This is a genomic window from Microvirga sp. GCM10011540, from assembly GCF_042650665.1.
Lineage (GTDB): Bacteria > Pseudomonadota > Alphaproteobacteria > Rhizobiales > Beijerinckiaceae > Microvirga > Microvirga lenta.
This window is the reverse complement of record NZ_JBHSBQ010000009.1, coordinates 1-23,952: the sequence shown is the minus strand read 5'-3', so window position 1 is coordinate 23,952 and position 23,952 is coordinate 1. Positions and strand designations below refer to the sequence as shown.

The 23,952-nt window shown below is 59.6% G+C and carries 22 protein-coding genes and 2 pseudogenes; 15 read left to right on the top strand and 9 right to left on the bottom strand.

All coding sequences use genetic code 11. The features are described from left to right. Positions 1–465 precede the first annotated feature (465 nt). Positions 466–1,167, bottom strand: coding sequence for a GntR family transcriptional regulator (locus tag ACFOYU_RS04165; RefSeq protein ID WP_377032536.1), 702 nt, complete (start codon positions 1,165–1,167; stop codon positions 466–468). Between the two features lie 41 nt (positions 1,168–1,208). Between ACFOYU_RS04165 and ACFOYU_RS04160 the strand changes: the two genes are divergently transcribed. The 3 genes from ACFOYU_RS04160 (at position 1,209) to ACFOYU_RS04150 (ending at position 4,942) form a co-directional block, all read left to right on the top strand. After that, positions 1,209–2,915, top strand: a complete 1,707-nt coding sequence (locus ACFOYU_RS04160; RefSeq protein ID WP_377032535.1) for an IlvD/Edd family dehydratase — start codon at positions 1,209–1,211, stop codon at positions 2,913–2,915. Positions 2,916–2,966: 51 nt separating this feature from the next. Further along, positions 2,967–3,953 (top strand): Bug family tripartite tricarboxylate transporter substrate binding protein, encoded by a 987-nt coding sequence (locus ACFOYU_RS04155; protein WP_377032534.1) that lies wholly within the window; start codon positions 2,967–2,969, stop codon positions 3,951–3,953. 68 nt (positions 3,954–4,021) lie between these two features. Beyond that, positions 4,022–4,942, top strand: coding sequence for a 3-hydroxyacyl-CoA dehydrogenase NAD-binding domain-containing protein (locus ACFOYU_RS04150; RefSeq protein WP_377032533.1), 921 nt, complete (start codon positions 4,022–4,024; stop codon positions 4,940–4,942). Positions 4,943–5,201: 259 nt separating this feature from the next. Here the strand turns inward: ACFOYU_RS04150 and ACFOYU_RS04145 are convergent. Together ACFOYU_RS04145 and ACFOYU_RS04140 are read right to left on the bottom strand one after the other, a co-directional pair. Further along, positions 5,202–5,549, bottom strand: a pseudogene (locus ACFOYU_RS04145) (aconitase X). Further along, positions 5,500–6,015: an aconitase X gene (locus ACFOYU_RS04140; protein WP_377032539.1), complete on the bottom strand. Its 516-nt coding sequence runs from the start codon at positions 6,013–6,015 to the stop codon at positions 5,500–5,502. Before ACFOYU_RS04140 ends, ACFOYU_RS04145 begins: the two are co-directional and overlap by 50 nt. Positions 6,016–6,029: 14 nt before the next feature. Between ACFOYU_RS04140 and ACFOYU_RS04135 the strand changes: the two genes are divergently transcribed. From ACFOYU_RS04135 to ACFOYU_RS04125, 3 genes are read left to right on the top strand one after another with little or no spacing between them, the layout of a single operon-like run. Then, a complete protein-coding gene (locus ACFOYU_RS04135) occupies positions 6,030–6,488 on the top strand; it encodes an AAC(3)-I family aminoglycoside N-acetyltransferase (protein ID WP_377032538.1) in 459 nt (152 codons plus the stop codon). A gap of 40 nt (positions 6,489–6,528) precedes the next feature. Continuing rightward, positions 6,529–6,657, top strand: coding sequence for a hypothetical protein (locus ACFOYU_RS04130; RefSeq protein WP_377032532.1), 129 nt, complete (start codon positions 6,529–6,531; stop codon positions 6,655–6,657). 54 nt (positions 6,658–6,711) lie between these two features. After that, positions 6,712–6,981, top strand: coding sequence for a hypothetical protein (locus ACFOYU_RS04125; RefSeq protein ID WP_377032531.1), 270 nt, complete (start codon positions 6,712–6,714; stop codon positions 6,979–6,981). Positions 6,982–7,352: 371 nt separating this feature from the next. On the opposite strand, the gene ACFOYU_RS04120 is transcribed toward ACFOYU_RS04125, so the two are convergent. Beyond that, complete coding sequence (locus ACFOYU_RS04120) at positions 7,353–7,664, bottom strand: hypothetical protein (RefSeq protein WP_377032530.1); 312 nt, start codon at positions 7,662–7,664, stop codon at positions 7,353–7,355. Positions 7,665–9,146: 1,482 nt separating this feature from the next. On the opposite strand from ACFOYU_RS04120, the gene rnk reads away from it, so the two are divergent. Both rnk and ACFOYU_RS04110 read left to right on the top strand, forming a co-directional pair. After that, positions 9,147–9,572 (top strand): nucleoside diphosphate kinase regulator, encoded by a 426-nt coding sequence (gene rnk, locus ACFOYU_RS04115; RefSeq protein ID WP_377032529.1) that lies wholly within the window; start codon positions 9,147–9,149, stop codon positions 9,570–9,572. 901 nt (positions 9,573–10,473) lie between these two features. Further along, on the top strand, positions 10,474–11,079 hold the full coding sequence (locus tag ACFOYU_RS04110) for a peptidoglycan-binding protein (RefSeq protein ID WP_377032528.1): 606 nt from the start codon (positions 10,474–10,476) through the stop codon (positions 11,077–11,079). Positions 11,080–11,949: 870 nt separating this feature from the next. Here ACFOYU_RS04110 and ACFOYU_RS04105 read toward each other — a convergent pair. Beyond that, positions 11,950–13,084 (bottom strand): annotated as a pseudogene (locus ACFOYU_RS04105) (IS3 family transposase). A 138-nt stretch (positions 13,085–13,222) separates the two neighbouring features. Here ACFOYU_RS04105 and ACFOYU_RS04100 point away from each other — a divergent pair. Continuing rightward, positions 13,223–13,980 (top strand): IS5 family transposase gene (locus tag ACFOYU_RS04100; protein ID WP_377032527.1). Its coding sequence is split into 2 segments (ribosomal slippage): positions 13,223–13,556 and positions 13,556–13,980, totalling 759 coding nucleotides; the frame shifts between segments, so codons are not numbered across the junction. A 67-nt stretch (positions 13,981–14,047) separates the two neighbouring features. Here ACFOYU_RS04100 and ACFOYU_RS04095 read toward each other — a convergent pair. Further along, positions 14,048–14,191, bottom strand: coding sequence for a hypothetical protein (locus ACFOYU_RS04095; RefSeq protein ID WP_377032526.1), 144 nt, complete (start codon positions 14,189–14,191; stop codon positions 14,048–14,050). A gap of 462 nt (positions 14,192–14,653) precedes the next feature. Here ACFOYU_RS04095 and ACFOYU_RS04090 point away from each other — a divergent pair, with 462 nt between their 5' ends. Together ACFOYU_RS04090 and ACFOYU_RS04085 are read left to right on the top strand one after the other, a co-directional pair. Then, positions 14,654–15,769, top strand: a complete 1,116-nt coding sequence (locus tag ACFOYU_RS04090) for an endonuclease/exonuclease/phosphatase family protein (protein ID WP_377032525.1) — start codon at positions 14,654–14,656, stop codon at positions 15,767–15,769. A 661-nt stretch (positions 15,770–16,430) separates the two neighbouring features. After that, the gene (locus ACFOYU_RS04085) at positions 16,431–17,591 is read left to right on the top strand and encodes a hypothetical protein (RefSeq protein WP_377032524.1); all 1,161 of its coding nucleotides are present in this window, start codon (positions 16,431–16,433) and stop codon (positions 17,589–17,591) included. 1,388 nt (positions 17,592–18,979) lie between these two features. Here the strand turns inward: ACFOYU_RS04085 and ACFOYU_RS04080 are convergent. From ACFOYU_RS04080 to ACFOYU_RS04070, 3 genes are all read right to left on the bottom strand, one after another. Further along, positions 18,980–19,372 (bottom strand): MucR family transcriptional regulator, encoded by a 393-nt coding sequence (locus tag ACFOYU_RS04080; protein WP_377032537.1) that lies wholly within the window; start codon positions 19,370–19,372, stop codon positions 18,980–18,982. Positions 19,373–20,334: 962 nt separating this feature from the next. After that, on the bottom strand, positions 20,335–20,559 hold the full coding sequence (locus ACFOYU_RS04075) for a hypothetical protein (protein WP_377032523.1): 225 nt from the start codon (positions 20,557–20,559) through the stop codon (positions 20,335–20,337). Between the two features lie 506 nt (positions 20,560–21,065). Beyond that, positions 21,066–21,524 (bottom strand): response regulator, encoded by a 459-nt coding sequence (locus tag ACFOYU_RS04070; protein WP_377032522.1) that lies wholly within the window; start codon positions 21,522–21,524, stop codon positions 21,066–21,068. 218 nt (positions 21,525–21,742) lie between these two features. Here ACFOYU_RS04070 and ACFOYU_RS04065 point away from each other — a divergent pair, with 218 nt between their 5' ends. From ACFOYU_RS04065 to ACFOYU_RS04050, 4 genes are all read left to right on the top strand, one after another. Then, the gene (locus ACFOYU_RS04065; protein ID WP_377032521.1) at positions 21,743–22,153 is read left to right on the top strand and encodes a response regulator; all 411 of its coding nucleotides are present in this window, start codon (positions 21,743–21,745) and stop codon (positions 22,151–22,153) included. Positions 22,154–22,192: 39 nt separating this feature from the next. After that, positions 22,193–22,615, top strand: a complete 423-nt coding sequence (locus ACFOYU_RS04060) for a response regulator (RefSeq protein ID WP_377032520.1) — start codon at positions 22,193–22,195, stop codon at positions 22,613–22,615. A 78-nt stretch (positions 22,616–22,693) separates the two neighbouring features. Next, a complete protein-coding gene (locus ACFOYU_RS04055; RefSeq protein ID WP_377032519.1) occupies positions 22,694–23,101 on the top strand; it encodes a response regulator in 408 nt (135 codons plus the stop codon). A gap of 400 nt (positions 23,102–23,501) precedes the next feature. Continuing rightward, positions 23,502–23,952, top strand: a 451-nt coding sequence (locus ACFOYU_RS04050) for an outer membrane protein (RefSeq protein WP_377032518.1), incomplete at its 3' end; no start/stop codon positions are given.

Here is a 23,952-nt window from a genome sequence, read left to right as displayed (position 1 = left end):
CTCCAGCAGTGCCACGGCCTCTCGCTTAAACTCGGGTGTGAATTCGCGCCTCGTCTTCGTCATCAAACACCTTCCCGCTCCCACAGGAGCGTATCAGAGGTGTCCGTCAAAGCGAGGGAGGATCACTGTTGCTCTCAAGAGAAGCGGTTCCATGTGTCAGCCTCTCCCACCCTGGACGACCGCAAGCTTTCGCATCATCGGCGGAAGGTCGGGGGAGGGCGGCTGATCGCCTCCAGATCGGTATAACGAGCCTTGCACCTGCGATCATACTGGTTTGGGGGCCGCTCCCACGGGAGGGACTTCCTCGGGCAGTCGATGGCAATCTGGTCGATCAGATCACCTAGCTTGATATCGGCTCCGAACTTCTCACCCAGCCGAGCCAGTCGGTACTGTCTGACCTAAGTCCTGCCAGGCTTCATCCAGCGGGCTCTGGTCTGGTTAGGCTGATGATTCTATCTATGGGCATTACCCGGCTTTGCCGAATCGCTGCTCCAGATAGGCGATGTACGTATCACGTGACGGGCTGAGATGCTCACGGCAAAGCTGAACCAGCTTGTCTCGGTCTGATGCCTTGAGCGCCTCGATCATGGACCAGTGGTCGTCTCTTGCCCGAGCGAGATGCACGGGGTTTGCCGCCGTGTAAGAGCGCGCGCCATGAACCCTCTGAGCAAGGCTCTGGATGATCTCAACCAGATGCGGGTTGCCACAGGCTCCAAAAAGCGCGTTGTGAAAGGCCATGTTTGCTCGGAACGCGACTCGAGGATCTCTCCGCTCAACGGCAGCGGCGTGCTGTCCCTGGATTTCCGTTAATGCGCTGATCGTCTCCGGTCGAGGTGGCAATGGGATCTGCTGTGCCGCTAAGGTCTCCAGAGCTTCCCGTACCGAATAGATCTGGCGAACCTCGGTCGGACTTAGCATGCGAACAGCCGCTCCCTTGTTCTGCACGCGCTCGACTAAACCCATGCGCTCGAGTTCGGCAATTGCCTCCCGCACCACATGCCGCTTCACATCGAAACGTGAAGCGATGTTCTCCTCGATCAGCCTTTCCCGGGGCTGCAGCCACCCAAGGACGATCTCCTCCTCAAGGGCATTCGCTACCTGTTTCACGCGGGTCGCCGATGCCTGACGCTCCACACTGTCCATACCAACCCCGCTCAGCTTCGACATTATTGTTGACAATCATGGTAGCACGCCGATGATCGCTCGTCATGAGCAATGATCCTAAACCTCCCGCATCCGGTCTTCGCCGCAACCTCACAAGCTACGGCGATCCCGGCTTCTCCCTGTTTCTGCGCAAGGCCTTCATCAAGGCCGCTGGCTTCTCTGACGACGCTCTGGAGCGGCCGATCATCGGCATCACCAACACCTTTAGCGACTTCAATCCCTGTCACGGCAACGTGCCTCGCCTGATTGAGGCGGTGAAGAGAGGTGTCATGCTGGCGGGTGGGCTCCCGATGGAGTTCCCAACGATCTCCATCCACGAGTCCTTCGCCAGTCCAACCAGCATGTTCCTGCGCAACCTCATGGCCATGGACACCGAGGAGATGATCCGCGCCCAGCCGATGGATGCGGTGGTGCTGATCGGGGGCTGCGACAAGACTGTACCAGCGCAACTCATGGCCGCTGTCAGCGCCAACGTGCCGGCAATCCAACTGATCACCGGACCAATGCTCGTCGGCTACCACAAGGGTGAGATGCTGGGCGCCTGCACCGACTGCCGCCGGCTCTGGGGAAACCACCGGGCCGGAGCTATGGACCAGGATGAGGTGGAGGTTGTCAGTGGACGTTTGGCTCCCACCCAGGGCACCTGTATGGTCATGGGCACAGCAAGTACCATGGGCTGCCTTGTCGAGGCGCTCGGTATTGCCCTGCCGGGGACCGGCTCGATCCCGGCAACGCATGCGGACCGGATCCGGGCTGCCGAGGCGAGTGGGCGTCAAGCAGTTTTGCTTGCAAAGAGCGGAACGCGCCCGAGCGAGGTGCTAACCGAGGCAGCCTTTCGCAACGCCATGGTCGTGCTGCAGGCGATCGGCGGCTCGACCAACGGCTTGGTTCATCTGGCCGCTATTGCCCGCCGCCGCGGGATCAAGATTGATCTGGAGGAGTTCGACCAAATCGGGCGCCAGGTTCCCGTTCTCGTGGATCTGAAGCCCTCGGGCGCCAAGTACATGGAGCACTTCCACTGGGCTGGCGGGGTTCCCCGTCTGATGCAGGAGCTGCGCGATCATCTCGCCCTGGATGCGGTGACGGTCACCGGCGAAACCATTGGAGCCATCGCCGATATGGCCGAGGACGTGCCTGGACAGACAACGATCCGAAGTCGGGACAATCCCCTGAAAGCCACCGGCGCCATGGCAATCTTGCGCGGGAACTTGGCTCCGCTTGGGGCCGTGATCAAGCACTCGGCGGCATCGCCCGAGCTTCTTCAGCATACCGGTCGAGCTGTCGTTTTCGAATCCGTTGAGGATCTGGTGACCCGGATCGACGATCCGGATCTCGATGTGACGGCGGACGATATCCTGGTCCTGCGTAATGCCGGGCCGAAGGGTGCTCCTGGTATGCCGGAGGCTGGCTATTTGCCGATCCCGAAGAAGCTCGCACAGGCAGGGGTGAAGGACATGGTGCGCATGTCTGATGCACGAATGAGCGGCACCGCCTTTGGAACGATCGTTCTCCACATTGCTCCGGAGGCCGCGACCGGTGGCCCCTTGGGCCTTGTGCGGAATGGCGATCGGATCCGGCTGGATGTGCCCGAGCGCCGTATTGAGCTCCTGGTGGATGAGGATGAGCTGGATCGCCGTGTCAAAGAATGGCAGCCACCAGCCCACCTCACCGAGGAACATCGCGGATACCGTGGTCTTTACCTAAAAAGCGTGTTGCAGGCCGACGAGGGGTGCGACTTCGATTTCAGCTGATGGGCAGCTAGACCCAAACAGCCTCATAACTAACATCAAAGAGGAAACATCATGCTTCGCAGAACGCTTCTCATCAGCGCCGCCGCCCTCGTCGGAGCGGGGATGTCGGCTGGTACCAGCGCCTTCGCCCAGGAGAACTATCCAACGCGTCCCATCACGCTGGTCGTGCCCTATGCACCCGGTGGGGCGACGGACATCATCGGTCGCGTCGTTGCTGAGGAGGTGTCGAACACCATTGGGCAGCGCGTTATCGTCGAGAATCGGCCGGGCGCTGCCGGAAGCCTAGGGGCCGCGGCCGTCTCGCGGGCGTCCCCTGACGGCTATACCCTGCTGATGGGGGCGCTTACCAGCCACTCCATCAACATGAGCCTGCAGGCCAAGCCCGGCTTTGACCTCAAGAAGAGCTTCGCCCCCATCACCCTGGCCGGCAATGTTGGGCTCGCCCTGGTCGTCAATCCGGGGGTCGAGGCCAAGTCCGTCCAGGAGTTGATTGCCCTGGCCAAGGGGCAGCCCGGAAAGATGACCTATGCGTCAGCGGGTGCCGGTTCGCCCCAGCACCTTGCAGGCGAGATGTTCAATTCCATGGCCGGCACCAAGCTTGTTCACGCCCCATACCGCGGCAGCGGGCCGGCGATGACGGACATGATCGGCGGACATGTGCAGGTGATGTTCGACACGATCCCGTCAATTCTGCCACATGTGCAGGGAGGCAAATTGCGGGCCTTGGGGGTCACCACACAGGAGCCGTCGGAGTTCATGCCAGGAGTGCCCACCGTGGCATCTCAGGGCTTGAGCGGGTTCGAGGTCGGTTCGTGGTTTGGAGTGCTCGCACCGGCTGGAACTCCGGAGCCGATCCTGACAAAGCTCAATCAGGAGATCGTCAAGGCTCTCAAGGCACCCAAGGTCATCGAAGCCATGCGCGTTCAGGGCGTCACGCCGAAGCCGGGAACGCCAGAGGATGCAACTCGCCTGATTGATAGCGAAATGCAAAAATGGTCTGATCTCATCAAGACCACGGGTGTTAAGGCGGCCGAGTAGATGTTCGGCAGCCCGCCGGCTGAACAGGTCGAGGGGCTGTTTTCTCAGCTTCATCAGGAGATCTCAGGGTGACAACGATCAAACGGGTGGCAGTGATCGGCTGCGGAACCGTCGGCGCGAGTTGGGCTGCTCTCTTTCTGGGCCATGGCCTAGACGTGGCAGCCTACGATCCGAGCCCGGGTGCCGAGGAGCGGCTGCATTCGTTCGTGGATCATGCCCTCGATCAACTCGCGGAGCTCGGCACTCGACAGAACGGCGAGCTGCGGTTCTCGGGTGATCTGACTGAGGTGCTGAGTGCCGCTGACTTCGTCCAAGAGAACGTTCCGGAGGACGAAGCCTTGAAGCGGAGAATACTGGCCGACATCGATGAACTCGCGGCAGAGGGCGTTATCGTCGCCAGCAGCACGTCGGCCCTCCTGCGGAGCAGCATTGTCGCGAACTGCAAGACACTGCACCGGTTCATCGTCGCCCATCCCTTCAATCCTCCACACCTAGTTCCGCTCGTGGAGCTAGTTGGCGAGGACGAAAGCATTGTTCGGCAGGCAGCTGAGTTTTACCGAACCCTCGGTCGCCGGCCAGTTATCCTGAGACGGGAGATGCCAGGACACATCGCGAACAGGCTGTCGTCAGCCCTATACCGGGAAGCGGTCTACCTGGTGGAGCAGGGCGTGGCGAGTGTGGCTGATATTGATGCTGCCTTATGCAATGGGCCGGGCTTACGCTGGGCCGTCATGGGTCCGCACATGACCTATCATCTTGGCGGCGGCCAGGGTGGCATCGAGCACTACCTCTCCCACTTGGGCCCAAGCCAGATCAGACGATGGGCCTCACTGGGGAACCCGTCACTGAGCCCAGAGGTGCAGAAACGGATTGTGGAAGGCGTCGCCGAGGAAGCTGGCAACCGTTCGATCCAGGAACTGGAGGAGCGGCGGGATCGAGCGCTTCTCGAGATCCTGAAGTCCCGAACCGAGGTTGCGGGGGATTCATGATGGACCCGCTGATCATTACGGGTGCTCCCAATGGAGCACGTCGCGACAACACTGCTCATGTGTTATAGAATAGCTGCCACGACTGAGCGATGCTCAGCCTATCCTTTGAGCGGGTTCGATACATCGCCATGGGAGAAACTGGTGAAACCAGAAAGGTCAGGTCGTGGCATACTAGAGATATTTGCCTGAGGACAGCAATGCTCACGGAGCCAGACGTTCCGAAGACGCTAGAAATTTCATTGTGTGACCCAGTCCGGAGCTATGACAGCCAAGCGGGTAAGTCATGTAGAGCCTTGCCGGTACAGGCGGCCTCCACGCACGCGGCCATGCTGCCGAACCGGACATCACGCCCAACAAGGCCTGGCGCGTAATGCGCGTACTTGCCTGAGTTGGTCATCAGCGTCCGTGCTGCTGGAGGGACCACCAGTTCACCAATCATGCATCAGCATGTATCGGTGACAAACTGCACGCCAAAGGCTTCGGCCACTGCAACATGTCCAGCCTTAGAGGCCGCCTCATACACGGCCCGGCCGCACGTCACGATCGCCGCCACGTTCTCAGACTTGGTTCGGCCCGCGCACCAGCGCTGCCAATCGAGCGCATTCATCAAGGGAGAAGTGCGGGTTGCCGAGGCTGATGCGGCCAACCTCCGGTAATGTGGCGGTGTTCAGCACCTCCCATGCCCTTCGCAGATCGCCCAAGCCTATGCGCACTTGGCGCTCCGGCCTCTGCCCGTCCGCCTCCGGCGTGATCCCGGCGATGTGAAACATCGGTGCGGCGGCAACTGTCGCGAAGGCAGCACCAAAGGCCTTTAACGCGTCCGGCCCTGCGGCGCTCGTCTCAAGGCCACGGATTAGCGGGATCTCGCTGCCACAGACGGAACCACAGCAATAGCCGAGCAGCGGCCAGAAGGCGTCGTCGGCTCCTTCTGGCATCTCGACCTCCAGCGCGAGCGCCGCCCGTAGCCCGGCATCAAGATGGCAGCCGGCTAGTGGAGCACGTTCCGTCAGGGCGATGCGGAGACTGGTTTCGAAGGGGTTGCCGTGCCACGCGACAGCGCTAGCATGGGCCAATGCTCCCAAAGCCCATGCTCCTCCATCACCTCAGGTTCACTGACGTCAGGTTGCTTCGTCAGCTCACCGCGCTGTTCGGGGCGGCCTTCGCCGACCCTGAAACCTACGGGGCCGAGCCGCCGAGTGACGCCTATCTGGAGGGATTGCTTGCGAAGGAGCACATTTTCGTCATAGTGGCATTGGCGGGCGAGGAGGTCGTAGGCGGCCTCGTTGCCTATGAACTCGACAAGTTTGAGAGGGCACGACGCGAGGTGTACATCTATGACCTTGCCGTGAGCGATCAATATCGACGGCAAGGTGTCGCGACCGCCCTGATCGAATACTTGTGCGAGGTCGCCGCGGCGCGTGGCGCCTGGGTGGTCTACGTACAGGCCGATCGCGGTGATGATCCAGCCATCGCCCTTTACGAGAAGCTCGGGATCCGCGAGGAGGTGCTGCATTTCGATATCCGGGTCGATCGAAAGCCTCTCTAGCGCGACCAATGCGGAATGACCTCAGAGCGCGGAGGCATCGATGAACCTGCATGTGGTTCAGTTCCTCGCGGTTGTGCTGACCGCTCTCGCCTTGGTGCCAATTGGGGCTCACCTGTTCGAGTTGCCGAACAAGATCGATATGCCCCGCGACGCCTATCTGACTGTCTAGGGCGTTTATGCGGGATGGGCGTGGTTCGGCATCGTCGACCTGGCCGCGCTCATCATGAACGTTGTTCTGGCAAGCAAGCTGCGTCGGCAGCGCCGAGCCTTCCTCTTTGCTGCGACCGCTGCCCTATGCTTCGTCGTCTTCTTTGCCATCTTCTTCACCTGGTCTTTTCCGGCCAACCATGCGACCGCCAACTGGACGACCCCGCCGAACAACTGGAGCGAGTTACGCCAGGAGTGGGAGTATTCGCATGCCGTGAATGCAGTCGTCATCCTCATCGCGCTCCTTTCGGTGACACTCTCAGTGATTACCGCGAAACAGGATTGACGCTTTCCGGGGCCCTCACATCGATAGAGGAATATAAGGATTTAGGGGCGGCCAGTGAGACGAAGCATCCGAAACGCGCGGATAGACCTAATCAGCGGCAGTGTAATGACAGCCGGGACTGTGGGCGGCATGTGACCCCACATTTATTTGTGCACTCCTTAAACACGGCACCCTTCGCCGCTGAACTGAGGCGGAACTACCCGAAACCCTGAAACAGAACATTTGCGACGGATCCCAAGTTGATAGTACAATGCCAAGCCAACCCAAATCACGCACGATCGACCTGTATGGAACAGGTCGGGCGCGTATAGGGCCGAGAACGTCCACCTCGCGCTCGGAGAGCAGAGCTAGGCCATCCAAGACCTCGCGGGCTACACCGGGACCTTGGCGACAATCCAAGCGGCTGCCTTTGGACTGAAGCCGATCTCCATTAGTTCCTCCTCCAGATCCTCCACTGGATCGGGTTCGAGCGTGGTTGATGTGTCTGCCACTTCTGTCGTGGTGGGGAGCGCCTGGCCGCCTTGCTTCGGCCCTAACTCTGCATTGTCGTCATAAATCGGTGCTGCCGTGACACGCACGAGCGGGCCCTCGTCCCCGTCCTCATCATCCTCACTCTCATAGACTTTCAGCGTAACCCAGCGACCCTCGACCTCGTCCTCAAAAAGTGTTTTCCATTCGCCCATGGCCTCCTCCTGACCCTGTTGCGCCATAGCTCTCTAATCACGCATCACCACGGCATCGAGGTTCACATTGTGCGGTAAAACGCTCATGCAATACGTCACCATTGGCTATGTGCCGCTCACGAACCCAACATTGCACTCAGGGAGCTTTTAAGGATAGCCCTGAATATAAGAATGATACTTCTTCTCAGTCAGGCGCTGCCACAGTGCCACTAACGCCGATTCGTCACGCCGCACATGCTGCTCCGGAAAGGACTTCTCCAAACGGGCACGTGAGCCCGTGGCGACACATCCAAACCACCCGGGTCAAAAGTACATGCCCTGTCTCCCAGAAGCACGAGGCAGCCCACAAGTTTGGGCCGGCATTAAAGTTGATGACTACCGTGATGGTGTCCCTGATCACGCCTGCTCGCTTGGTTCCTTGCCTGTGCGCGCAACGTCCCGAACTCGTTGGGAAGCTTGCTCGTATTGCGACAGTGACAGCCCTCTGAAGCATAATGTTGCCTACCACACGGTTCTGCAGGGCAGAAAGGCATCCACCTTCGGGGTCGGCCGCCGCATCTCAAACCCGGCGCTCCGTTCGCGGGCCTCGGCCAGCCCATTTGGACATTCGCCGTCTGATCCCTGCGCACAACTTTGGCGCTGCGAACATCACTCTCGCGGATCGAGTATTCCTGTTGCTAAACCCGGATGGTGATGTCCGCACGCAACTGCGGGAATTAACCTGGGTGACCCGGCGTCAGCGCGACCGCGAGATCATGGCGCATTTCAGATCGGAGACGGATGCGGAGGCAATTCACATGGTTTTCATGAACGACGCTTGGCGTAAGCCTGGGGACGGATCTGAAAACAGACATTCCGTCACGCGGTGCGCCGACGATTTGACAAGCAGGGTAATGTATACCAGCATGAGTCATCATGTTAAGTGTCGCACATTTCCGCCGCGGCCTACATCGGGCAGGCAGCCTCATCGCGGGTAAGTAGCCCCGAGCTCGACGTGCATCGGCACCCCGAGCTCGGGGTGAACGCAAGAGCCATATAAATTGGACGTCTTGTAAGGCCGGGTGCTGGCGCATCCCAGTGCTGCGGTTTGCTTCAACAAATCTTCAATCTCGTGCTCTGCGTCGCGGCGCAAAAGCCTACGCGAGCTGTAGGCCAGCAACCCTCCTATCAATAACAGAGTGCGTCCCGCGTTCGAACGTCCCACAGCTGAATTCCTGGAAGAGGTTCTCAGGTCAGCACGTGCCCAGAGAAACGCAGAAATCAGAGGAAATCTCGCCATGGATCGGTCCCCGAAGGAGCCGTCGTCGAAGTCCGCGCCGAAGGATGCAGAGCGGCCCGATGGAAATTTCATCCGGCTGTTGCCGCCGAGGCGCCCCGCGACCAAACGGACCTCAAACCCGCCGACACGTGGCGATGACAATGATCCCGACCCACCGGCAGTGTTAACCCTGCCATCGCACCCAACAGAACAGGAGACATCCCATGACCATGAAAGCTGGCAGTGCCAAGCCCCGCATCATCCTAAGCGCCGCCGACCACGAGAAGCTCTCTGTGCTCGCCAATGCGGCGGCGACCACACTGCCTGAGGTCGCAGCGGAACTGGCGGACGAGCTCGACCGCGCACATGTCCTTCCCGCGGGGCGCCATCCCGTCGACACCGTCTGCATGGGCTGCGAGGTTGACTTCCGCGACGATATGACGGGGCGGGTGCAGACCGTGGCCCTCGTCTATCCGCAGGACGCTGACATCTCAAAGAGTAGTATCTCGGTGCTGACGCCCATCGGAACTGCCCTGATCGGGCTTCCGGTTGGCAAGTCGATTGATTGGACCACCCGTACCGGAGAGTCGAAGCGGTTGACGGTGCTGCAGGTGCACGACCCTGTGCTTGCGGAGCGTCAGCCCGCCTAAGTGCGCGTGCCGCCGCACGCCGCAAGCCGCACGAACAGCAGGCCACGCGGCATTCGCCGACCGCGCGGCCCTCCATTTGACTGTAATCGGCTGAACTGCTGCCATTCGAAGACTGAATTGCCGAACCAACCGCTTGTTTCGACGTGATCGCACCTACTATGACGCAAGTCCCAATCATCCGATCGGCGCTTTGACCAGCAACCGTTCCAAGGGATGACAATCCGAAGCGTCGGGTCCGTCATGCCGACGATGCTGACATGGTTCTAAGCAAGGCACGGACAAATAAGGATGAGTGACCGGATTGAGGGTAGGCGAGGGAAGGGGCCCACCGCCACAAAGTGATGCAGTTGGTCGTAGTCTGCCGGCGCTACTCAAGCCCCTATGGCTTGTACGCTCTTGCGCGCACCAGGGCCGATCAGGCCTGCCACATAGAGCGGGCACATGCGCTGATGGGCCGGGTGACGCAGGGGTTTCAGGAAAGCCCAATCCAGGACTGGAGTTTCTGGTCCCACGCAACTGAGGTGCCCATAACAACCACCTGCTGAGGATCCCTCAGGAGAGGACGTCGACAGGCTTCGCTCGGCTCCTCATACCTGCCAAAGTAGTGCTTGGTGGAGGACACCCCGTAACTCAAGGGCCTAAGAGCAGAGGTTCCGGCGGAAATTGGACACTTCGGGCGGAACTGCGGCCGCCCATACCACCTAGGCAAGGTAACAGGATATGAACGCCTGTGGAGCTATCCTCCGCTGCGGAATGCGTTAACACCTTATTCACCACACGAACCATACGACTCCTCAATGTTGCAAGCGACCTGAGCCTAGCCACGTTCTGACCACACTCTCAGGCTCCACGAACAGTACACCCGAACAGAGGGCCGTAGGATAACTCGTGAGGAGATTTGATGAGGTCGGAATACAAGGCAGGGTCGTTGACGCTCTCCTATGCTCTTGTCGTTGCTCTTGGCATCGGATCTGCCACAGGATGGGGGCTCTGGTTCCTTTCGGACCGCAGGGCAGACCAGGTCGAAATTGAACTGAGAGGACAGATTGCCAAGCTTGCCCAAAGTCAGATGGAACTACTCCATGAGCGCGCTCAGGCGCAGACGGTGAAGGCGGATCTCGCCACCCTTCAGTCTCAAGCAGCCTCGTTGCGAGAAAAGGTCAACAGCTTGTCTCAGAGGCGGGATAAGGCGAATGCAGAACTCGCCATCGCCTTAGGTGAATTGAACCGCCTCGACGGGGCTAGCCGGGAGGGCACCCACGTCTCCGCAACAGGATCAACGACGCCATCCACGGATGCGCCCAGGAGGGTTGTGGTCACCGCAGCTCAGAAGGCATTGACGAATCTGGGCTACGGACCTCTTGCAGCTGACGGCGTCATCGGACCGGGTACTCGTCGCGCCATCGAAGAGTTCCAGTACAAGAACGGTCTTTCCGTCACGAGAGAGCTCGACGTCGAAACCCTAAAGCGCTTAGCGAACCCAAATAAGGTAGCTTCTTCTGAATGACTGAGACGGCACGGGTGATGTGCGACCGAGTTTTCTCCCGTGCCAACCTGACCCCTAAATTTTCGCCAGCTGCAGCGACGATCTGATTCCTGGAAGCGAGCTTTGGCTAGCTTGATGGGGCCCATAACACAGCATTTGCGGACCTTAATGAAGCGCAAGGCTGAATCGTTCGACGCCTAAAAACATATCATCCTTGACGCTCCACAGAACCACGACACGGCTATCAATCATGCCCGAGCCGCAGCCACATTCAGCCAAGCTTGAGGTAAGCTCTGTGGCCTATGCGAGGAGGGACGCGAACGGCTCACACTGAAACCGAACTGCCTTCCCAAACGGCGGTTCCTGTCAGCGAACTCTGCCCCCGGCAGGGCTTTCCCTTTGTCCGCCAGCCAAACTGTATTTACCGTTCGAGTGCATGCTGACCGCGAAGTTGAAGTGTTGCGTTCATCCGCACGAGAAAGAGAGCCTCATTCGGTCTGCCGGGCGGGGGCACTTAGTCATAAGGGAGGACTGGCGTAGCCTCAATTTTGCACTGAGACAGAGTGTCTGATTTGCGGGAGCAAGGTCTCACGATGGTCCAGTCTGCTGTCGATTCTACTGGGACAAAGGGGCAGGGGGATATTCGGCGAGCCAGATGTAAGACAGCACACATCCTGAGGACGCTGTGTATTGACCGGATTACAACCGAGCGCTTTACTCCCTGCGAGGTAGAATCCGAACCGCAAAACCAAGGCTCCTGATCCATGGTCATACGGCGAGTGCTAAGTATCAACATGAGAACTCCGCATGACTGACGATGAAATCGACTTTGTGGCCGCCGAATTGGCCAAGGCTGGTGGCCTGCCCCATGTGGGTGATCCGGGTGTGATGTTAATTCAGCGTTGGCCTGGGCGCCAGCTTGGAAGCCGAGACCAAAACCTCTGGTGCAGGTGGCCGGTAGCCCAAGGATGAGTGCGGGCGCACCGTGTTGTAATGACGACGCCAGCTTTCGATCACCACCTTTGCCTCCTCGAGCGTGTAGAAGATCTCTCCTTTCAGCAGTTCATCCCGGAGCTTCGAGTTGAAGCTCTCGCAATAGCCGTTCTCCCAGGGGCTGCCCGGCTCGATGTAGGCCGTCCTGGCACCCACGGCCGTAATCCATCACGCACGGCTTTTGCCGTGAACTCGCTGCCGTTGTCGGAACGAATGTGATCTGGAACACCGCGCAGGATGAACAGGTCCGAGAGCACATCAATGACATCGACGGCTTTGAGCTTCCGGTTCACTCTGATGGTCAGGCATTCGCGCGTGAACTCGTCGATGAGGTTGAGCATACGGAACTTGCGCCCGTCATGAGTGCGATCTTCGACGAAGTCGTAACTCCAGACATGGTTGGGATATTCTGGCCGCAGCCGGATGCAGGATCCGTCGTTGAGCCAGAGACGTCCCTTCTTCGGTTGTTTCTGCGGCACCTTGAGCCCCTCCCGTCGCCAGATCCGCTCAACCCGCTTCTTGTTCACCAGCCAGCCGGCCTCTCGCAGCAGAGCCGTGATGCGCCGGTAGCCGTAGCGGCCGTACCGGGTGGCCAGAGCGATGATGTCGGCCGTCAACGCCGCTTCATCCTCCGGCTTCTTGGGGATCTTGCGCTGGGTGGAGCGGTGCTGGCCCAGAACCCGGCAGGCCAGCCGCTCTGAGACGCCGTACTTGGCGATCACGTGCTCCACACAGGCGCGACGGCGGGCGGGGCTCAGAAGTTTCCCGAGGCGGCCTCTTTGAGGATCAACTTCTCCAGGGTGAGATCCGAGACGGCCCGCCGCAAGCGGGCGTTCTCCGTCTCGAGTTCCTTGAGCCGCTTGACCTGATCGGACTTGAGGCCGCCGTACTCGGATCGCCACCTGTAGTACGTCACCTCCGTCACGCCGATCTGCCGGATCGCCTCTGCCACCGTCCGGCCCTGCGCGGTCAGCACGTCAACCTGCCGCAGTTTGGCAACGATCTCGTCGGCCGTGTGCCTCTTCTTGCCCATCTTCAGTCCTCCTTTGGCTTGAAAGCCATACTTCAGGGAGGATCACTTTTCAGGAGGCAGACCACGGCAGCCCTAGGCTCAGGACCTATTAATTTGGGCTGAGGTGTGACTCAGAGTCTCCTGTCGAGGAGGCTGTGAATGGGTGATCTGTTTCTGCTGAGCGAGCGTCAGATGGCGCGGATCTCTCCCTGTTTCCCGCTGGCGCACGGTGTGCCACGCGTAGACGACCGCCGGGTGGTCAGCGGGATCGTCTACGTGATCCGCCATGGCCTGCAGTGGAAGGATGCGCCCAAGGAGTACGGGCCGCACAAGACGCTCTACAACCGCTCCATGCGATGGAGCCGGCTGGGCGTCTTCGACCGGATCTTCGCCGCCCTGGCGGGTGAAGGGCCAAAGCCGGAGCGGATCATGATCGACGCCACCCACCTGAAGGCCCACCGCACGGCGGCGAGCCTGCTCAAAAAGGGGATGTTCCCCGTCGTATCGGGCGCACGAAAGGCGGCCTGAACTCCAAACTCCACGCTGTCTGTGATGCGGCGGGTCGGCCCCTCATCCTGCTGCTCTCGGAAGGCCAGATGAGCGACCATAAGGGCGCTCGGCTCGTTCTGGAGGCGCTGCCGACTGGCGCAACGCTGATTGCCGACCGAGGCTACGACAGCAACTGGTTCCGGCAGGCTCTTGTCGAGAAGGACATCACGCCCTGCATTCCGCCGACTAAGAACCGGACAGCTCCCATCGCCTACGACAAGGCTCTGTATCGGCAACGGCACAAGGTCGAGAACATGTTCGCCAAGCTCAAGGACTGGCGCCGGGTTGCGACCCGCTATGACCGCTGCGCCCACACCTTCTTCTCAGCCATCTGCATTGCTGCTTCAGTGGCCTTCTACCTCATTTAACGAGTCCTGAGCCTAGTCCGTCGTGACCGGTCTGGGGCTCACCCGACTGGCAGTGGGCCTTTGCCCTTCAGGGCATCATTTCAATGATGGCCGTGTCGCCCTCGTCTCCAATGCAGACGTGTTCACGTGAGGGATCCTCAACAACACCGCCCATCCGATCCGTCGCGGGTTCGTGACGATCTATTTCGTCTTCGACGACGATCTTGACCATGCCATTCGTACGCTGCTGAGGGCTGTGTCGTCAGCCGACAGCGTCTCAACCGAACACTCGGCGCTGTACGAGTGTAGGAGCTTGGCCCCGATGCCAGCGTGCTTGAGGCCACCTTGACCGCCTCGCGGGCTCCGACCTCAACGAGACTGCCTCCGTGTGCGCCAGGCAACAGTCCTGGCCTTCAAGTGGGAGGGGATCGGCTTTCCGAACCCTAATCGTCGTATCGTGGAAATGACCATGATACCCAACAGGGCGGCCTGTCCATGCGAACGCTTTGGCGGCCATTGCTGATGGTGCTTGACGCGGCGGGAACGCTGGAATCGTTCGCGGCAAGATAGTTCGCCAGCGTACAGAGTTCCCGCGCACCGTTCGGGTTTTACGCAGGCGAAAAGGAAACCCTCGTCAAAGGTCAGGCCTTAATCTGGCATCACAGGTTCGAACCGCTTGCCGAGGAGGTGCCACATGGCCGAGACCCGCTCCGGCGCGAAGATCTCTCATTGGACCGCCCGCTACATCGTCGTGCCGCTGATTGTGATTGCCGCCCTCCTGTCTCTCATCCCGTTCATCGAGACGAATATCTGGTGGATCCGCTACATGGATTTCGCGCGCGTCCAGTTTCTGGTCGCCCTTCCGGCGCTGCTAGTCCTCTATGCCGTGTTGCGACGGCCCCGCACGGGTCTCGGCTGGATACCGCTCGGCTTGGCTGTCCTGGCAATCGGCTATAACCTTTATCGGGTCTACCCCTACATCCCCTTCTGGCCCGAGCAGGCCGTCCAGGTAGCTCAGTGCCCCGCAGACTCCCGTCTGCGTGTGCTCGTGGCCAATGTGCAGAGGGACAATGAGCAGGCCGAGGAGTTCTTCGACATCGTCAGGAACACCAGCCCCGACCTTTTGCTGGTGATGGAGACGGACCAGTGGTGGGACCAGAGGCTTGCCCAGCTTAACAACCAGTTCCCGCACCGCGTCCAGCACATCCCAGAGGGTCACGCCTTCTTCGGAATGCACCTTCTCTCCAAGTACGAGTTGCTTAATCCTGAGGTGAGGTTCCTGTTCGCCAATTTCACACCTTCGATCTTCACGGGCGTGCGCCTGCCCGATGGAACTGCTGTGAGCTTCTACGGCCTGCACCCGCAACCACCACAGGCGTGGTCGCAGCCGACGACCATGCGGGATGCGCATCTTTTGGCAGCTGCCCTGCAAGCCCGCGATTCACAAACCCCGAGCATTCTGGCCGGGGACTTTAATGCGGTGCCGTGGGAGCGCGTGACCCGCCGGGCGATGAGAGTCGGCAACCTGCTCGACCCGCGTGTGGGGCGCGGTCTGTATCCGACCTATGATGCCGAGAGCATGCTGATTACGTGGCCGCTTGATCAGGTATTGTACCAGGACCGGCTCGCGCTGTTGGAATTCGAGAAGCTGCCGGCGATCGGCTCGGATCATTATCCCGTTCTGGCGAGCCTGTGCCACCTGCCCTCGGCTGCTGGCCGGCAGTCCTCCCCGGCGCTGGAGGATGGCGACCTGCAGGAAGCGCAGACCGCCATAGAAGCCGCCCGGGCGATGCAGCCCGGTCGGAGCTGACCGCGGCCGCGGTGTCACCCGAGCTATAGTCACAGGAGATATCATGCCTGCCCTCATATGATGCTCAGTTCAAACTTCCATCGCCTTGACCCCTTTGGGTCTTGCGCGGCCTCTTTCCTGTACTGCTGATGTTTCTGACCAACGAGCTGGGTGCCGCGCAGACCAACATTGGGAAAGTGTTCACTAACGGAAAAGCAGGCATTACAAACTATGCTACCAACTCTGACGTGGCACCTCCTTCTGCTCTTCCCTCCGACAGGGAAGACAATTACGACAGGTCTGTTCACCGCTTATACACTGCCTTATCGGATCAATGCCGGATTCTCGGTGATCATCCGCCCATAGACTTTGACCTGATGGTATTTGCCGCTGAGGGCCGCACAAGCCTGTGCCGCCCCCGCGCCAGGAGCTCTTCACGATCCTCTCAAGTTCACTATTCATCCTCGACGCGAGCGCCGACCCACCTTCAAAGTCACCGTGCCTGAAGCTTGTTGCTTTGCCTAAGGACGGTGGCCTGACTGCCGCCGATGACTTGGCGAATCTCGTCTGAAGCGTTAAGGACCTTTGCAATCCCTCTATAGTTTTCCGGTCACTCTCGCGATCAAGGCCTTGTGCCCTCCCGCGACGGAAAGCTGCTCATGACTAATTTAGGACCAGCGAAATGCCCGGCATCGCACGTCAGTTCGAGCCGCAGATTACTCGCATTGGCGGGTCGCCTGCAAAGTACCGATTTACAGCCCGATGCTCCCAATGCGGCAAAGCCGATACTTTTGAAGCCAGCAAACCAACAGGTGACACTCGCGTCAAAGGTTACTTTACGCAGCGTGGTTGGCTTCTCGGGCGCGATCAGGCCTACGATCTGTGCCCGACTTGCTTGGGAAAGCCCCGCGCGTTTACTGAACCGCGCTCATTCACCGAGGTTGGACGCCACAAGTCATCAGAAGCCGGGAACCATTCAGACAGTCTGACAGCCACGGCGGATAAGCGAACCCGTGACATCGCCGATATCCTAGCGCGCCACCTGGGCAAGCCCGAAGAGCTCGCAGCGGAGGTTTTCCGCGCCAAGCCTGTGCAGACTCCCCGCCCCCCTGCTCCGGAGGCCCCGCAGCAGGGCGGACTAGCCCCTGTCCGCTCGCCGGAGCTCGAGCAGGCCCTGACGGGCATGGCTGTGGATCTGAAAAGCCTCCGGACTGCTATGGAGCTCATAGCCGAGCAATTGAGCAAGCTGGTGGCTCTTGGCGGCCAGCAGATCGAAGCGATTGCACGGTTGGCTCCTGTGATGGCGCAGTCGACGGACAGGATGTCCAACGAACTTAAGAATGTCGTGCGCGCGGTCACGTTGACTTCCAACCCGCCAAATTTTGGCATCCAACACCAGTCCGTATCGCTGATCGAGCCTCGCACTGAGGAAGACCAGAAAGGCGGCTCAGAACCAGAGCCTGCACAACGAGTTCAACCCGTAACGTCAGTGAGGCGGACTCGCCGTCCAAGGGCAACCGTGAGCACAGGCCACAAATCGCCTGCTGTGCATGTTGCGGTGAGGTCTATTGCGGATGCCAACCGGCCCGACCGCTTCTACACCACCATTCGGCTGTCCCGGGAGCTATGGGACAGGGCCGGCTTTGAACCCGAGGATCGCATCCAGCTCGACTGGAAGAAGAAGACGATATCGATTCGTCGTGTCCCGGATGGTGGCGGCGTCAAGCCCAAAACGATTGGCGATACTGTTGTGGTCCTTCAGTCCTGGCGCTTGGGCGACCTTACCTTCGATCCAACGAAGATTGCTTCGGGGAACGGCGTACTGCGCTTGACATCGCCGTAACAGGATTGCTCTCCGAGATTGCAGAGTTTAAAGGAACGGAGGGACTAAATTCTAAGGTTGGCAGAGGTCGCTCAGGTTGGCTGTGGCTCTTCCCTCTAACAAAGCAGGGCCGGACAGCTTAGAACACGGCATTTATTCAGGGCTGGGAGACCAAAGATCGGTGGCCTGACCACTAAGGTGCTAAAAGACTCGGTATGCCGCTTCTCGCTTATACTAGGTCGGGAACCCCCCTGATTGCTCCTCTCCTTTCCGACGACGAATGGGAGGTCCTCACATCGTCGAGGGAGCGCGATGCGTGGATGCCTTACGGGAAGGGGAGGGCAATCCCCAAGGTTTCCCGCTTGGGCACTCGATTCTTTGCTCACTCGCCCGGCCAGTCCCCGGAGGGTGCAAGGGAATCCGACCTCCACCTCTATCTCAAATCGCAATGCTTGCTCGGAGCGCGAAACGCCGGCTGGGAGGCACTTCCCGAGCAGTCCGGGAAGGGCCCTGACGATCAGGACTGGCGTGCGGATGTGCTCTGCCGGAGGCCTGGCAAGACTTGGTCCATCGCGATAGAATCGCAGGTGCATCTCCAGACCGAAGAGACCTACCGCCTCCGCCAGGCCCGGTATGCAGCGTCGGGAGTTCGGGCGCTCTGGCTTGTTGCCATGAGGCATCCCTTCTCAACCGATACTGGCTCGAGCCCGACAAGGACCTCCCGGCTTTCCAAACCCAGCTTTGGAAAGATAATCGCGGCCGCCCGGGCGCCCAGGTCCATATCGATAGTCACACGTTAAGCGTTGCCGAATTCGTTCAAGGAGCCCTCAACCGTCAGCTCCAGTGGTACGGCGACGGAAGGCACAGCATCCTGTTGCTGCTTCTGAGGAAAGACCAGTGCTGGCATAGGACTTGCCGAAGACAGGTGCTGTTGGCATTCAAGACCGAAACGGCGGATCGGCACCCATTCGATCTGCAGACAGCCACTACCCTCAATGGCTTTTCAGAGGCCTACGCGAAGGCCCAAACCGCTCTACCTGATCTCGCATCCAGTCCTCAGCCCTTCAGGAATGGTCTGACGTCGAGATGTCCGCATTGCGGGCGAGACATCCGGTTTCAGGTGCGGGACTGGAGTGGACAGGAAGCTCTCAGGCTTCCGATCGGCATAGGAGCACCCTCTCACTTGATCCGATCGGGGCTCATCCCCCATGCCGGCTGGCATTGGGGGCCAAAAGAGAGGTGGGGCCGCTGGGCGCCTCCCGGCGGCATTGGATCGATAATCAAGCCGCAGGATCCGGGCCCATAAAGTACTTCTCTTCCCACCTACGGGCTCTCCTTTATGCTGCGTTTTTGGTAAGGCGCTTACGGCTTGCCTTCACCACCGGTTCAGCCATGGGCTAAGCCTCGGCCTACCGTCCGAGTCCTATGGCCTTAGCCAGCTCTGAGCGTCGGGCCGCATAGTTCGGTGCAGTCATTGGATAGTCAGTCGGGAGGCCCCACTTCGCTCGATAAGCATCGGGGGTCAAATTTAGCTTGGTGAGATGACGCTTGAGCGTCTTATACTGCTTACCGTCCTCGAGACTGATCAAATAATCCGGCTGGACCGACTTTTTGATTGGTACCGGCGGTACCAGTTTCTCCTCCCTGACGGCGGCCTGTGGTGCAGCCAGTCGCGCGAGGGCTTGATGCACGGTGCCGATGAGGCTCGGCAACTCGTTCGCTGGAATTGCATTACTTTGAACGTAAGCAGACACAATGTCTGCCGTGAGCTCCACGAGGTTTGGAGTAGCAGAAGAAGGCATTTGATCTGTCAATGAAAGCTCCATCTGTCCGGGGGGTGCTCCCCTAGCACATTCCGGCTCATATCGAAGACGATTTTATAGGTTGTCGCAATCAGTGCAAATGGGAGCATTCGCGAGTGATCCTGCCTCAGGGGAGCCGATCAAGAAGCTGTCGGCAATCCACCCCTGCTCAACGAGGGTGCGAAGATGCTGCCGCTTAAGGGCTAGAACCAGCCCGGCTTGAGCCAATGGGACATGAGCTTAGGTCGGATCACCGAGAGGATTGGAGGAGTTCCTTCCGCGCTGGCCTCGAAGATTCGGCTCAACACGCGATCAGAGTTTAGCCTCGCTCTTTCAGGCTGCGTCAGAGGAGGTGGGAGGCGCCTCGGGGCGTGTGACGGTCTGGCCGCAAGAGAAAGCAACGCGCAGGATTCTTGGGAGCGACGAGACTCAAGGATTTTGGTGGGCTAAGCTCAGGAGCCCAGGAAGCACTCTCGCGACTGTCGTGGGAATTCTTGTTGGCTCGGCCTTTGTCACGGCCGCGGTGTTCCAGATCAAAAGACTTGCTGATCAATCCTCTGACGAAGAGGAACCCTGACGCGGCAGCCTATAAGATCTCGGCTTACACGGATTCATAGCGACAGTTGCGGGAAGGCTCTTGTCTGCACAATTGGGCGGGGTGATAGTCAGTGGAGGGGGAGGACAGTTCAGGGGCAAGAGCAGGCCTTTACAGCCGCGCATAGGGGCTGTGGTTGTTCCCCAAGCTTATTTGCAGAAGTTGAAGGTCATCGGCAGGGCTTTTGCTTCAGGATGCCAGGAAAGGTCGGCTCAACTCACCGCAAACTACTATATCTCAGGTCTGCCTGCCAAGGGCACTTGAAGTGGTGGAAGCACGCAAATTGGGCTAGCATAGAGCGCAACTGCCACGGAATTGGAGTGCGTGACCTCCCGCAGTTGGGTACCAATGCATCCGTTCACCCTATTCAGAAGATATCATCCTTCTCGAAGCACGGAATGACACGGTGGGGACCATGCTCATGCATTGAGAAGCTGCAACGGTGCTCTAGCGCGAAGACTTCGATGTCGTGAACGATCCGGTCGTCAAGCCTGTCACTGCCAAACAAGGCTGCCAGACTACTCTCCTCGACATTAAGGCTTGCTCCTGGGTCAAGGCGAGCGAGTTGTTCAGCCAACTGATCTCTCGTCATAGCGAACCTCGTGGCTCAGTCCAGGATACAGCGTGTCAGAGACTTAGGGAAGGTGCGAACCGATATTGCTTAGAAGTAAGGCGGGAGCTCAGGCTGACCCAACTCACCCTTTGCTGTCTTCGGTTGCAAGTCCTAGTTGACCCTTGAGAGGGATGGATGACTGTTACCAGGGGGCTTCTTGTCAGCGCTGTGGTCAGTGTTTGCTTGATCGCTGGTGCCCGCACGGCCGATTACCGGGAGAACCTCTACGCAGAGGTGGAAACCCGCTTTCGCGAGAACCCCTGGAGTCTTCGCGGGAGCACTGCCTAAGGAGCGACGCATACAAAGGAAGGTTCCGTTATCCCCGTTACGTGAGAGACGGCTACTACGACCGACCAGTCGCCTACCAACGCCGATGGGACCAAGCGGAGGAATACCGTCTCGTCGTCAAGCGACGCGTTAATAGATGGGGAGAGATCGTCGTCCGCCGTGCGCAAATTTGTAACGGAGAGCGACTGGCGGTTTTGTTATGCTGTTCTTGGGAATAGAGTGGCTGTTCCGTCGCCTCCTGACGCAGACGGCTCTTCCGCCACCTTCAAAGCTCTGACAGCCTGCGCTCTTTCGGCCGCCGACTGCACGTACGAGACGAGCGTCTCGTTCGGGCAGGGTTTAGCCAGGAATGCGGCACCTGACGGCAGGTCACCTTCCTTAGGCCACTCACGTCCCGACGTGATCAGGATCTCGGTTATTGGCCACCGCTCCTGAACCTTCCGGGCCAACTCATAACCATTGAGCCCGGGCGGCATCTCCACGTCCGACAGTAGGACATCGACTTCAATGCCGGCCTGCAACACAGCCAAAGCCTCTCCGGCACTTGCTGCTTCAATCACGCGGAAGTTGGCCTCGACGAGGACGTCTGCCGCAAGCAGCCGTACCAGCGGTTCGTCTTCGACCAGGAGAACAACGCCGAGAAACCGATCATACATGGGCAATGCAACCTAGGCAGCGGCAACTAGAGTGAACGTTTCCATCGTTGCTGGGTTCCGTTCATTCGCTGCGGAGGAGCAGTTGTCAAGCCACTGGAACTCAGACCTGCACTGGTGCTGTTTCGATCCCAGTTCTGCGAGACGATCCGGCGCAGCACGGCCCAAGAACCGGAGTTGATATCAGCCGTTATTCGGCATTAGTAGCGTCAGGGGGATCAATGAGTGCCACAACGGTGACCGCCTTTCCGCGGCGTACTCCTCCCGCCATTCTGGTTATCGAAGATGATGCTCTCACACGCTGCCTAATCAGCGACGAGCTACGGGCACGAGGGTTCAAGGTCCTTGAGGCTAGTGCCGCCCATGACGCTATCCTCGTGCTCGACGCTGTTCGCATTGATCTGTTGTTCATTGACCTTCATCTGCCGGGAGTGCGGAGTGGCTTAGACGTCGCCCGCCTGGTACGCTCCCGCAAGCTTCCCATCCAGATGGTCCTGACATCAGGCAAGGCGATCCCGTCCGAGCATGATCTGAGCGATCTCGGTCCGTTTATCCGTAAGCCATACTTGGCAGCACGGGTCATCGACCTAGTTAGCCGCTGCCTCAACTGGCCAGATGCGCCTCAACCATGAGAGTTGGAACCAAGAAAAAAGCTTGACGGTTAGCTGTGTATGAGCACGGCATCGACAGTCCTGACGCCTCCGTCGCAAACGCCTCTTCAGACAATCCTTGTGGTCGAGGACGAGGTTCTGATCCGCATGGTGATTGCGGACTACCTGCGCGAGTGCGGCTACAAAGTCCATGAGGCCGTCAACGCGGAAGAAGCTGTAGTGGTGCTGCAGTCTCCGGAGGTAACTATCGATGTCGTGTTCAGCGACGTGCAGACTCCTGGCGACATGGATGGATTTGGACTAGCCCGGTGGGTGCGGGCCCACAAACCAGGCGTGCAGGTCATTCTGACGTCCGGGGTGGAGCGCTCGGCCGACATTGCTGCGACCCTTTGTGAGGCCGGTCCTCTGCTCCGGAAACCCTATCCACCACAGGATGTGGTTGACCGCATTCGGCAATTAGTGGCCAGAGCTAACCGCGCCTGACGGAGCCACAATCCCATAGAGGCAGAACCCCGCAGAAACTGTGGGAACTTGTGTTCGGCGCTGCTCGTTTGTGGCTTGATGACGGTAAAGCCTCGCGCTCCGGTTCTCGCTCAGCCTGTCGTCCTCCTAGTGGAGGACGAGCCGCTAGTTCGCCTTACTCAGGTAGAGGTGTTGCGCGAAGCGGGCTTCTGGGTACTGGAAGCCGAGAACGCGGATGAAGCCTTCGATCTTCTCCGGCGGCGCTCTGACGTGGCCGCGGTGCTCACCGATGTTGATATGCCCGGCTCCCTTGATGGTTTCGAGTTCTCCCGTCTAGTTGCCCAAGGCTGGCCTGCGGTTGGAATCGTAGTGATCTCTGGCAAGGCCTTTCCTGACGCAGGTGACCTGCCCCCGAAGGCCGCGTTCGTTGCCAAGCCCGTTCTTCCTGATGAACTCGTGGACAGGCTGCGGGCGCTGACAAAGGAGCCCAGCGCCGATCAGAAATAAGAAGCCCTGCCCGTCGCCGGGCAGGGCTGAGTGATCTCCTCGCCTTCGGAGCTCAATCCGAAAACAGGTTCAGAAGGACACACGGTTCCGGCTGAGTCAAGAAAGGGCGAGTATTCAGGCACTTCAGGAAGATATCCATATTGCATCGCACAAGATATCTGATCCGAAACCCCCTTGGTTTGATCGTAAAATCCAGGCGGTGTTGCAGCTTCGCCATAGATTTTCTTAAGGCTCCGGACATAGTCTGCTGCAGTGTCTCCTCGCACAAGGGAAGCCTGATGATGAAAGCGCGTATTCTGAGTTTCCTGGCCAGTACGGCCGCCATTGCCCTGGCTACCACGGCCGCAACCGCCGCCGACCTTCCGATCCGGACCNGATCTTCACCTGGACCGGCTTCTACGTGGGCGTGAACGCCGGCTACGGCTGGCATGAGAACAATCGGAGCTCGATCTTCGTGCCTGCCGGCACCTTCGCGGCGCCCTTCGCCGGCACGAGCGGCGTTCTCAGGTTCGGCGAAGACAGCGGTGAAGGCTTCGTCGGCGGCGGCCAGATCGGCTACAACTATCAGTTCGGCTCCTTCGTGGCCGGCGTCGAGGCCGACCTGCAGTGGGCCGATCTCGGCGGCAGCGAGGGCGTCGCGTTCGTGCCGCCCGGCTTCCCGCCGACATTCATCCCGGCTGGCGCTGCCGGCGGCATCGACTGGTTCGGCACGGTCCGCGCCCGTCTCGGTGTGGCCTTCGACCGCGCTCTCATCTACGCCACCGGCGGTTTCGCCTATGGCGGAGCTGACGACAACAGCGGCTTCAACGGCTTCAACGGCTTCGTCAACGACGACGACGTGCGCACCGGCT